Origin of the sequence: Zoogloea sp. (assembly GCF_028693495.1) — a bacterium.
Classification (GTDB): domain Bacteria; phylum Pseudomonadota; class Gammaproteobacteria; order Burkholderiales; family Rhodocyclaceae; genus Zoogloea.
Map to the genome: position 1 here is coordinate 41,438 of NZ_JAQUVG010000011.1, position 10,264 is coordinate 51,701.

A 10,264-nucleotide genomic window follows, 5' to 3' on the forward strand; every position below is an offset into this window, starting at 1 on the left:
GGAGCCAGATGTCCCTCGAACTCGACCTCATCCTCGCCGTCCTCGACGACGCCCCGCCCGCCGGCGAGGCGCGCCAGCTGCGCCTATACCAGACGCTCAAGGCCGCCATCCTCGACGGGCGCCTGCCACCGGGCGCCCGCCTGCCCGGCAGTCGCCAGCTCGCCACCGACCGGCGCATGGCCCGCAACTGCGTGCTGTTCGCCTACCGGCTGCTGCTGGCCGAAGGTTTCGTGGAGGCCGATCGGGGCGGCACCCGGGTGGCCGCGCTGCCGCTGGGCCAGCCGGGTGCCGCGGCGGGGGCGCCGGCCGGCGCAGCCGACATGCTGTCGCGCCGCGCCCGCGGGCTGCCGCCGGTGCAGCGCGGCGAGAGCCTGCTGCCCTTCGCGCCCGGCGTCTCCGACCTCAACGCCTTTCCGTGGCGCAGCTGGGCGCGCTTCCTGCAGCAGGCCTGGGGCGAGGTGAGCGCGCGCCAGCTGGCCGACGCCGAACCCGGCGGCGAGCCCGAGCTGCGCCGGGCGGTGGCCGGCTTCCTGTCGGCCCGGCGCGGGGTGGCGTGCACGCCGGAGCAGGTCTTCATCGTCGCCGGCGGGCAGGTCGCCGTCGACGCCTGCGCCCGCCTGCTGGCCGACGACGGCGACACCGCTTGGCTCGAGAACCCCTGCTACGCGCCGGCCCGCAACGCCATGCAGGCCGCCGGCCTGAAGATCGTCGACGTGCCGGTGGACCACGACGGCATGGCGCCCGACCCGGCGCTGTGGCAGGCCGCCCCGCCGCGCCTGCTGTTCGTCACCCCATCGCACCAGTATCCGCTGGGCAGCGTGCTGAGCCTGGAGCGCCGGCTGGACTTCCTGCAGCGGGTGCAGGCGGGCGGCGGCTGGCTGATCGAGGACGACTACGACAGCGACTTCAACCACGCCCAGCCCGGCGCCCGGCCGCTGCCGGCCATCCAGGGCCTGCGCCCGGACGCTCCGGTGGTTTATGTGGGCACCTTCAGCAAGCTGCTCTACCCGGGCCTGCGCATCGCCTACATGGTGGTGCCGCGCTGGGCGGCGGCCGGGCTCGGCGAGGCGATCCGCAGCCTCTACCGGGGCGGCCAGGCCGTCGAGCAGCGGGCCCTGGCGCACTTTCTGGAGAGCGGGCAGCTCACCCGCCACCTGCGCCGCATGGGGCCGATCTACCAGGCGCGCCAGCAGGTGCTGCGCAGCGCGCTGGCGGCCCATTTCGGCGACGCCTGCCCGGTGCTCGGCGGGCAGGCCGGGCTGCATCTGGTGCTGCGCCTGCCGGACGGCCCGCCCGACACCGCAGTGGCCCGGGCGGCCTGGGCGCAGGGCGTGGCGGCTCGCCCCCTGAGCGCCTACTACGCGGGGCAGGCTGGCGCCAACGGCCTGCTGCTCGGCTACGGCATCGCCGAGGAAGCGCGCATCCCCGAGCTGGTCGGCCGGCTGGCGCAGGCACGCAGAGGGTTAATGGGCTGAGAGACTGAAGGGCCTGGCTCAACCGCTGCCCACCGCCGCAGCGGGCGGGCGGCCAGCTCGGCCAGGGCAGCGGCGAGCCGGGCCAGACCGGGCGACGAGGCCAGCCTGGGGAAGGTCAAGGTGGGTGGTCTGGAGGTGGACACCAGCAAGATCGGCAAGGTCGATGGGCTGACCCTCACCGATGCCCTGCGATTGCTGCATGAGCACGCTGGCCAGCCGGTGGCGCTGATCATCGACGAAGCCCAGCACGTCCTCACCAGCAAAGCCGGTGAGGCGGCCATGACGGCCCTCAAATCGGCCCGTGACCAGCTCAACCAGCCCGGCGTGGTGAACCTGATGCTGGTGATGTCGGGCTCCGACCGCGACAAGCTTCTGCACCTCGTCAACACAGCCGGCGCGCCGTTCTACGGTTCGCAGATCCAGCGCATGCCGCCCCTGGGGCCCGACTTCATCGCTCACATCGCCGCCCTGATCGAAGCCCAGCGGCCAGAACTCAAGCCGGTGGATCAGGCCCTGCTGCTGCAAGCCTTTGAAGTGTTCGGGCATCGGCCCCAGTTCTTCATGGCCGCCCTGGGCCAGATCCTCAGCCCGCTGGCAGCCCTGAGTAGGCGCTTCGAGGTGGGCTTGCTGGGGGCCGCGCAGCACCAGCAAGCCCAGATGGACGCGGACTACCTCGGGCTCAAGCCCACCGAACAAACCGTGCTGTGGCGCATGCTGGAGCAGGGCCCGCGCTTCCGCCCCTACGACGCCGAGGCGCTACGCTTCTACCGCGACAAGACCGCCCACCCCGTGAACGCACCCCAGGCCCAGCGGGCCCTGGAAGCCCTGCACCAGCGCATGCCTGCCCTGGTGTTGAGGTAGCGTACGTTCTCGTGGTTGTGGGGCGGCACCACCGGGACGACGCGGGTCACCGGCATGCCGGCCTTCACCAGCTCGTCCTTCTTGCGCGGGTTGTTGCTGAGCAGATGCACCGAGCGCACGCCCAGGTGCTTGAGGATCTCGGCGGCGCAGTCGAAGCTGCGCACGTCTACCATCTGGGACACCATCGTGGCCGAAGGCAAGGAGATGGGGCATCATGCCGTGCTCCTTCAAGGCCTGCGAAGAGTGCGGCGTGCGCCCCCCTCATCGATACCGCCGGCCACGGCCGGATGGGCATCGGCAGCGGCGTGGTGCATGACTCGGTAGACACCGACGAGTGGGCCGAATGCTGGCTCAAGGCACGCTTCCTGAGCGGGCTCGCCGATGAGCCGGGCGTATCATCGGACCTCGCCAAAACCCCACCCGGGAGCCTCCGTGATCGACTACCGCATTGACACCCCGCTGGCGCTTGCCGACATCCTCCGCGTGCTGGACGCCTCCGGCATCCAGCGCCCCACCCACGACAGCGCCCGCATCGGGCGGATGTTCAAAGCCGCCGACATCGTCGTCTCGGCCTGGTCGGGCGACACCCTGATAGGCCTGTGCCGCGCGCTCACCGACTTCAGCTACTGCTGCTACCTGTCCGACCTGGCGGTGGACCAGGCCTTCCAGCGCAGGGGCATCGGCAGCGGTCTGGTGGAGCGGCTGCGGGCCGCCCTCGGCGACGAGGTTTCCATCGTGCTGCTGTCGGCGCCGGCGGCGATGGGTTATTACCCCGGGCTGGGCTTCGCGCCGGCGGGCAACGCGTTCGTGCTGAAGAGGACGCGCTAATCCTGATCGGCGAATTTGCCACTGCTGTTTTGCCTGCGCACATCAGGTGCTCGATGGCGCTGGGATCGTCGTCCGATCCGGTGTTTTTGTTCGCTGATGGAGACCAACGGCTTTCCGTTGTTTGGCGTTTCGCTGGCCGGGTCGCGCCCCGGCGGGCGCCCTGCTTTCTTGCTTCGCCAAGAAAGCAGGCAAAGAAGGCGACCCTGCTTCACCGGTCGTCGGCTACGCCGCCGACTCCCCTGCTCTGCTCGGCGGTTCAGAAGGGGCTTTGAGCAGACACCGAGCCTTTACTGAAGCGGCTTGTGTAATCAACGAGCCAAACCGCGCCCCGATTTGCTATGGCTAGGTCACCGTCATCTGTGGAGTTTTTGCGTGGCTTGCAGCTGCGTTGTTGTGGTTTTGTAGGGGCGACCTCAGTCGCCCTCAGCCGGAAAAATCAGGGTAGATCCCGGGTTTTACCTCCGCGGGCGACTGAAGTCACCCCCACATAAACCGGCCCCATCCACATAAACCTTGCATCGCACAAGGTGCAGCGTCGGGTTGATGCATTTCCACCTTTCCGCTTTTCGCTTTTCCGCCGATCCCACCTTACCGCCCTGCAACGCTCGGTGACTCCGAAAAGCCCCTTCCGAGCCGCCGAGCAGCACAGAACCCGGCGGGGATGTCCGGCGCGGCTGTTTGAGCCCGCGTAGCGGGCGAGTTCCGCGCCGGCCGCCGGGGGCGAGCAGCGCAGGGAAGTCCTCTGATCAAGCAACGCTTGAGCAGAGGACCGGTGAAGCGGGGTCGCCTTTCTTGGTTACTTCTTTGGCGACGCAAAGAAGTAACACGCCCGCCGGGGCGGGACCCGGCCAACGAAACGCCAAACAACGGAAAGCCACTGGTCTCCATCAGCGAATCGCAATCCATCCGCACACCGCAGTCCCCACCACTTTTGGTGCCTCCCCCTACCCCACCGCCGCGTTTTGGTGCAGGAATCCAGCCCCCCTGCGCCCTAAACCCTTGATTTGCTGCAGCGCACGATCTGGCATGCTTCGTGCACCACAAAAGGAAACTTTTTTTCCTTTTAATGCAAATCGGGAGGTAACGGAAATGACAGTTCACCAGCACGGAATGCCGGTCGGGCAGATGCCTGCCGGCGGTATGTATGGAGCGGCGCGCCATGAAACTGATTAGCGCAATCATCAAGCCGTTCAAGCTCGACGAGGTGCGGACGGCCCTCAACGTGGTCGGGGTGCAGGGCGTGACCGTGACCGACGTCAGGGGCTTCGGGCGCCAGAAGGGCCACACCGAACTGTACCGGGGCGCCGAATACGTGGTGGATTTTCTGCCCAAGGTGAAGCTCGAGGCCGCGGTCCCCGACGCGCTGCTCGACGAGGCCATCGCGGCCATCGAAAAGGCCGCCGCCACCGGCAAGATCGGCGACGGGAAGATCTTCGTCATCGATCTCGAACAGGCCATCCGCATCCGCACCGGCGAGACCGGCGGCGAAGCCCTCTGAGGAGAACTCCCATGAAACGCTTATTCGTTTTTGCGACCCTGCTGCTTGCGATCCTGTTCACCGCCCCGGCGTGGGCCGAGGAGGCTCCCGCGGCCGCTGCGGCCGTCACCGCCGTGGCTGACACCGCCGCAGCCGCCGCTCCGGCGGCGCCCGTCCCCAACAAGGGCGACACAGCCTGGCTGATCACCGCCGCCCTGCTGGTGGTGATGATGGCCATGCCGGGCCTCGGCCTGTTCTACGGCGGCATGGTCCGCACCAAGAACATGTTGTCGGTGCTGATGCAGACCATGGTGGTGTTCTGCCTGCTCGGCGTGCTGTGGGCCGCTTATGGCTACAGCCTCACCTTCACCGACGGCAATGCCTTCATCGGCGGCTTCGACAAGCTGTTCATGAAGGGCGTGACGCCGGACAGCGTGGTGGGCACCTTCACCAAGGGCGTGGTGCTGCCGGAGTACATCTTCGCGGCCTTCCAGCTGACCTTCGCGGCGATCACCCCGGCGCTGATCGTCGGCGGCTTTGCCGAGCGCATCAAGTTCTCGGCGGTGCTGATCTTCGCGGTGCTCTGGTTCACCTTCTCCTACATCCCGATGGCCCACATGGTGTGGTACTGGGCTGGCCCGGATGCCTTCACCTCCGCCGAGGCGGCCGAGAAGGCGGGCGAGTTTGCCGGCTTCCTGTTCAACAAGGGCGCCCTCGACTTTGCCGGCGGCACCGTGGTGCACATCAATGCCGGCATCGCGGCGCTGGTGGGTGCGCTCGTGATTGGCCCGCGCATCGGCTACCGCCGCGAATCGATGCCACCCCACAGCCTGACCATGACCATGGTCGGCGCGTCGCTGCTGTTCGTCGGCTGGTTCGGCTTCAACGTGGGCTCGTCGATGGAAGCCGGCGCCACCGCGGGCCTGGCCTTCTTCAACACCCTGGTGGCGACCTGCGCGGCGACGGTTGCCTGGACGGTGGCCGAGGCCCTCCTCAAGGGCAAGCCGTCAATGCTGGGTGCAGTCTCCGGCGCAATCGCCGGCCTGGTGGTAATCACCCCGGCCTGCGGCCTGGTGGGGCCGATGGGCGCCATCGTCATGGGCTTCCTGGGCGGCATCGTGTGCTACTGGGGCGTCAATGGCCTGAAGCGCATGCTGGGCGTGGATGACAGCCTCGACGTGTTCGGCGTGCATGGCGTCGGCGGCATCCTGGGGGCCCTGCTCACCGGCGTATTCGCCTCGCCGGAGCTGGGCGGCGCCGGGGTGTGGGACTACGTGGCGAACGCCCCTGGCGTCTTCGACATGGGCAACCAGATGATCGCCCAGGCCTGGGGCGTCGGCACAGCGGTGCTGTGGTCCGGGGTCGTATCGTACGTGGCCTTCAAGCTGATCGACGTGACCATCGGCCTGCGGGTCAGCCCCGACGACGAACGGGAGGGGCTGGACATCACCACCCACGGCGAATCGGCCTACCACACCTGAGCCGGGGGCCCTGGCCTGCGATGGTGGCCGTGCAACGCCATCACCGCAGAGCCCGCGGCGACCAGCCAGCGCTGCACGGCCCCGGTGCCCGACCGGCCACCGGGGCCGTGTCATGTCCGGGCCTGTGCCCGGTGGGCGCGGGCGTCAGGCCGCGTCGGCGGCGTTGGGATACATCAGCACGCTGAGGAAACGGATCGGGCAGCGGGTGAGCTTCTCGGGGCCATGGGGAATGTCGGCCCGGAAGGTGAGCGAATCGCCGGGAGTGAGCACGTAGGTGTTCTGCCCGTGGCGGTACTCGATCTCGCCTTCGAGCATGTAGATGAACTCGGTGCCCGGGTGCTCGAAGATCGGGAAGGTCTCGGACTCGTGGTCGATGGTGATCAGGAAGGGCTCGAAGACCTTGGTCGGGCCCTGGTCGTAGGCCAGCAGGTGGTAGGTGTGGCCCTTCTTGGTGCCGCGCCGCACCACCTCCATCCCCTCGCCGCTCTTGACCAGCTGGGCGCTGCCGTCGCGCACGTCGTAGCCGCGGAAGAGGGTCGCGATGGAGACGCCCAGCGCCGCCGCCAGGCGCGACAGGGTGTCAAGGCTGGTGGCCGTCTGGGCGTTCTCGATCTTCGACAGCATGCCCCGGCTGATGCCCGCCAGGTTGGCCACGTCGGCGATGGTCAGGCCGTGTTTCTGGCGCAGGTCGCGGATCGTGTTGCCCAGGTAGCGCTCCAGGCTGCCGGAATTATCGGCGTCACTCATGGGTTTTCTCCCCTGAAAAACGATGTCGGAATTATTGCACAGACGGCACGTGTTTCACCCCAGGAAAAATAGTTGACTTGCTGCATTGCAAGATGCACCATGTGCAACATTAGTTCTTCACATGAACTTTCGACGGAGTTGAACCCATGCCATCGAGTCGTCGTTACACCCTCTCCCTGTCCTGCCCCGATCGGGTCGGCATCGTGGCCGCGGTGAGTAGTTTCCTCGCCAGCCACCAGGGCTGGATCACCGAGGCGAGCCACCACGCCGACGCCGAAGCGAAGCACTTCTTCATGCGCCAGGAGATCCTCGCCGACTCCCTGCCCTTCGGCATCGACACCCTGCGCGACAAGTTCGCCCCCATCGCCGCCGAGTTCGCCATGGACTGGCGCATCAGCGACTCCGCCCGCAAAAAACGCGTGGTGATTCTGGTCTCCAAGCAGGAGCACTGCCTGTACGACCTGCTGGCCCGCTGGCAGGCCGACGAGCTGAACATCGAGATCCCCTGCGTGATCTCTAACCACGAGACCTTCCGCGGTTTTGTGGAATGGCACGGCATCCCCTTCCACCACGTGCCGGTGACCCCCGACAACAAGCCCGCCGCCTACGCCAAGGTGGCCGACCTGTTCCGCGAGGCCGAGGGCGACGTGATGGTGCTGGCCCGCTACATGCAGATCCTGTCGTCCGAGCTGTGCGAGAGCTACCCGGGCCAAATCCTCAACATCCACCACAGCTTCCTGCCCAGCTTCGTCGGCGCCAAGCCCTACCACCAGGCCTACACCCGCGGCGTGAAGCTGATCGGCGCCACCTGCCACTACGTGACCAGCGAGCTCGACCAGGGCCCGATCATCGAGCAGGACGTGATTCGGGTGGACCACTCCGACGCCCCGGACGACCTGGTGCGCTACGGCAAGGACATCGAGAAGGCGGTGCTGGCCCGAGGACTCCGCTACCACCTCGAAGACCGGGTGCTGGTGCATGGCAACAAGACCGTCGTTTTCCGCTAACCGCCACTGAGGACTCCACCATGCCCTGGCGACTGCTGCGCTTCGCGCTCAACAAGAAGCATCCGGAACCCCGGATGTTCACCCACCACGACAAGCTCAAGTCGAGCTACGACGTGGTGATCATCGGCGCCGGCGGGCACGGCCTGGCCGCCGCCTACTACCTGGCCCGCGACCACGGCATCACCAACGTCTGCGTGCTCGAGAAGGGCTACATCGGCGGCGGCAACACCGGCCGTAACACCACCATCATCCGCTCCAACTACCTGACCCCCGAGGGCGTCAAGTTCTATGACGAGTCGGTGAAGCTGTGGCAGGACTTGTCCACCGAGTTCGACCTGAACCTGTTCTACGCCAACCGCGGCCACTTCACCCTCGCCCACACCGACTCGGCCCTGCGCACCATGCGCTGGCGTGCCGAGGTGAACAAGCACTACGGGGTCAATTCGGAAGTCGTCGGCCCCGAGGCGGTGAAGGAAGCCGCCCCGATGATCGACCTGTCCTGCGCCGGCCACGCCCCGATCCTCGGCGCGCTGTACCACGCGCCCGGCTCGGTGGCCCGCCACGACGCGGTGGCCTGGGGCTACGGCCGCGGCGCCGACCAGCGCGGCGTCGAGATCCACCAGCAGACCGAGGTGCTCGGCATCGACGTGCAGGGCGGCAAGGTCAAGGGCGTCAAGACATCCCGCGGCTACATCGCCACCAACAAGGTGCTGTGCGCGGTGGCCGGCTCCACGCCGCGCATCCTCAAGATGGTGGATGTCAAAACGCCGCTCTACATCCACCCGCTGCAGGCTATGGTCAGCGAGCCGGTCAAGCCCTGGCTCGACCCGATCCTGGTGTCCGGCAGCCTGCACGTCTATATCAGCCAGTCGGCCCGCGGCGAGCTGGTGATGGGCGCCTCCCTCGACCCCTACGAGCTGCACGGCACCCGCTCGACCCTGGACTTCGTCGAGGGCCTCAGCACCCACATGCTCGAGATGTTCCCCTTCCTCTCCAACGTGAAGGTGATGCGCCAGTGGGCCGGCATGGCCGACATGACGCCCGACTTCGCCCCGATCATGGGCAAGACCCCGGTGGAAGGCTTCTACCTGGATTCCGGCTGGGGCACCTGGGGCTTCAAGGCCACCCCGGTGTGCGGCAAGACCATGTCCCACACGCTGGTCAATGACACGCCCCACCCGCTGATCACCGGCTTCTCCCTCGAGCGCTTCCGCAATTTCGCCCTCACCGGCGAAAAGGGCGCGGCGAGTGTAGGCCACTGAGTCGGTCACTGAGAGGAAACCGCCATGAAGATCCTGACCTGCCCCCTCAACGGCCCCCGCCCCGTCTCCGAGTTCTTCTACTGGGGCGAAGTGCGCCCGATGCCCGAGCCCACCACCGCCAGCGACGACGAATGGGCGGACTACGTCTTCAACCGCAACGGCGCCCCCGGCGTGAAGCGCGAATGGTGGTGCCACACCCCCAGCAACACCTGGTTCATCGCCGAGCGGGACACCGAGAAAGACGTCGTGCTCAAGACCTACTTTTACCCGGGAGAAGAATGATGCGATTGCCCGCCACCAGCGGTGAGTGGATCGACCGCTCCAAGCCCGTCGAATTCAGCTTCGAAGGCCGGACCTTGAAGGGCTACGCCGGCGACACCATCAGCTCCGCCCTGTGGGGCGCCGACGTGCGCGTGCTCGGCCGCAGCTTCAAGTACCACCGGCCGCGGGGCGTGCTGTCCCTGGCCAACCACGACACCAACGCCCTCCACCAGTGGGGCGACCAGCCCAACCTGCGCGCCGACGTGACGCCCCTCGTGGCCGGCATGACGCTCACCGCGGTGAACACCTTCGGCGGCCTGGCCGAAGACAAAGGCCGCTTCCTCGGCAAGATAGCGCGCTTCCTGCCGGTCGGCTTCTATTACAAGGCCTTCCACACCAAAAAGCTGTTCCCGATGTGGGAGCGCATGTTCCGCGCCATGACCGGCCTCGGCGCGGTCGACCTGGCCAGCCCCCCACGTATCACGCCCAAGGCCTACGACTTCTGCGACGTGCTGGTGATCGGCGCCGGCCCCTCCGGCCTGTCCGCCGCCCTGGCCGCCGCCGCCCAGGGCGCCCACGTGGTGGTGGTGGACGAGAACGCCCGCCCTGGCGGCAGCGCCGGCTACCAGCTCGGCAACGACAGCGGCCGCCGCCGGCTGCTGGCCGAGCTGCTGACAAAGATCGCCGCCGAGCCGCGCATCCGCGTGCTCACCGGCACCTACGCCGCCGGCTACTACAAGGACCACTGGATTCCGCTGGTCAGCGCCGACCGGATGCTGAAAATGCGTGCCGGCAGCGTGGTAGTGGCCAGCGGCGCCTTCGAGCAGCCCGCCGTCTTCCGCAACAACGACCTGCCCGGCGTGAT

Annotated in this window: 11 protein-coding genes; 9 read left to right on the top strand and 2 right to left on the bottom strand. The window is 67.6% G+C overall.

Features of this window, described 5'->3' with window-relative positions:
- The first annotated feature begins 8 nt into the window (after positions 1–8).
- Together PHD22_RS03535 and PHD22_RS03540 are read left to right on the top strand one after the other, a co-directional pair.
- Positions 9–1,475: a PLP-dependent aminotransferase family protein gene (locus tag PHD22_RS03535; protein ID WP_299862366.1), complete on the top strand. Its 1,467-nt coding sequence runs from the start codon at positions 9–11 to the stop codon at positions 1,473–1,475.
- Positions 1,476–1,595: 120 nt separating this feature from the next.
- Entirely contained in the window at positions 1,596–2,336 is a 741-nt protein-coding gene (locus PHD22_RS03540) for a hypothetical protein (protein ID WP_299862369.1), read from the top strand.
- On the opposite strand, the gene PHD22_RS03545 is transcribed toward PHD22_RS03540, so the two are convergent.
- On the bottom strand, positions 2,240–2,509 hold the full coding sequence (locus tag PHD22_RS03545) for a hypothetical protein (protein WP_299862372.1): 270 nt from the start codon (positions 2,507–2,509) through the stop codon (positions 2,240–2,242). The genes PHD22_RS03540 and PHD22_RS03545 overlap by 97 nt on opposite strands.
- Before the next feature lie 208 nt (positions 2,510–2,717).
- Between PHD22_RS03545 and PHD22_RS03550 the strand changes: the two genes are divergently transcribed.
- The 3 genes from PHD22_RS03550 to PHD22_RS03560 all read left to right on the top strand — a co-directional run bounded on the left by PHD22_RS03550 (position 2,718) and on the right by PHD22_RS03560 (position 6,122).
- The gene (locus PHD22_RS03550; protein WP_299862374.1) at positions 2,718–3,164 is read left to right on the top strand and encodes a GNAT family N-acetyltransferase; all 447 of its coding nucleotides are present in this window, start codon (positions 2,718–2,720) and stop codon (positions 3,162–3,164) included.
- A 1,159-nt stretch (positions 3,165–4,323) separates the two neighbouring features.
- Positions 4,324–4,662 (top strand): P-II family nitrogen regulator, encoded by a 339-nt coding sequence (locus tag PHD22_RS03555; RefSeq protein ID WP_299862376.1) that lies wholly within the window; start codon positions 4,324–4,326, stop codon positions 4,660–4,662.
- Between the two features lie 11 nt (positions 4,663–4,673).
- Positions 4,674–6,122, top strand: coding sequence for an ammonium transporter (locus PHD22_RS03560; protein WP_299862379.1), 1,449 nt, complete (start codon positions 4,674–4,676; stop codon positions 6,120–6,122).
- 144 nt (positions 6,123–6,266) lie between these two features.
- Here PHD22_RS03560 and PHD22_RS03565 read toward each other — a convergent pair whose 3' ends face one another.
- Complete coding sequence (locus PHD22_RS03565; RefSeq protein ID WP_299862381.1) at positions 6,267–6,869, bottom strand: XRE family transcriptional regulator; 603 nt, start codon at positions 6,867–6,869, stop codon at positions 6,267–6,269.
- Between the two features lie 146 nt (positions 6,870–7,015).
- On the opposite strand from PHD22_RS03565, the gene purU reads away from it, so the two are divergent.
- From purU to PHD22_RS03585, 4 genes are all read left to right on the top strand, one after another.
- Positions 7,016–7,876 carry a formyltetrahydrofolate deformylase gene (gene purU, locus PHD22_RS03570; protein ID WP_299862382.1) on the top strand — a complete coding sequence of 287 codons (861 nt, stop codon included), beginning with the start codon at positions 7,016–7,018 and terminating at the stop codon, positions 7,874–7,876.
- Between the two features lie 20 nt (positions 7,877–7,896).
- Positions 7,897–9,138: an FAD-dependent oxidoreductase gene (locus PHD22_RS03575; protein ID WP_299862385.1), complete on the top strand. Its 1,242-nt coding sequence runs from the start codon at positions 7,897–7,899 to the stop codon at positions 9,136–9,138.
- A gap of 24 nt (positions 9,139–9,162) precedes the next feature.
- The gene (locus tag PHD22_RS03580; RefSeq protein WP_299862388.1) at positions 9,163–9,420 is read left to right on the top strand and encodes a sarcosine oxidase subunit delta; all 258 of its coding nucleotides are present in this window, start codon (positions 9,163–9,165) and stop codon (positions 9,418–9,420) included.
- Positions 9,417–10,264: FAD-dependent oxidoreductase (locus PHD22_RS03585; RefSeq protein WP_299862391.1), on the top strand; the 848-nt coding region annotated here is incomplete at its 3' end. The genes PHD22_RS03580 and PHD22_RS03585, both read left to right, overlap by 4 nt.

Coding starts and splice junctions, on each gene's coding strand:
- PHD22_RS03575 (WP_299862385.1), top strand. CDS start 7,897: ATGCCCTGGCGACTGCTGCGCTTCGCGCTCAACAAGAAGCATCCGGAA.
- PHD22_RS03580 (WP_299862388.1), top strand. CDS start 9,163: ATGAAGATCCTGACCTGCCCCCTCAACGGCCCCCGCCCCGTCTCCGAG.
- PHD22_RS03560 (WP_299862379.1), top strand. CDS start 4,674: ATGAAACGCTTATTCGTTTTTGCGACCCTGCTGCTTGCGATCCTGTTC.
- PHD22_RS03545 (WP_299862372.1), bottom strand. CDS start 2,509: ATGGTAGACGTGCGCAGCTTCGACTGCGCCGCCGAGATCCTCAAGCAC.
- PHD22_RS03550 (WP_299862374.1), top strand. CDS start 2,718: ATGAGCCGGGCGTATCATCGGACCTCGCCAAAACCCCACCCGGGAGCC.
- PHD22_RS03565 (WP_299862381.1), bottom strand. CDS start 6,869: ATGAGTGACGCCGATAATTCCGGCAGCCTGGAGCGCTACCTGGGCAAC.
- purU (WP_299862382.1), top strand. CDS start 7,016: ATGCCATCGAGTCGTCGTTACACCCTCTCCCTGTCCTGCCCCGATCGG.
- PHD22_RS03535 (WP_299862366.1), top strand. CDS start 9: ATGTCCCTCGAACTCGACCTCATCCTCGCCGTCCTCGACGACGCCCCG.
- PHD22_RS03555 (WP_299862376.1), top strand. CDS start 4,324: ATGAAACTGATTAGCGCAATCATCAAGCCGTTCAAGCTCGACGAGGTG.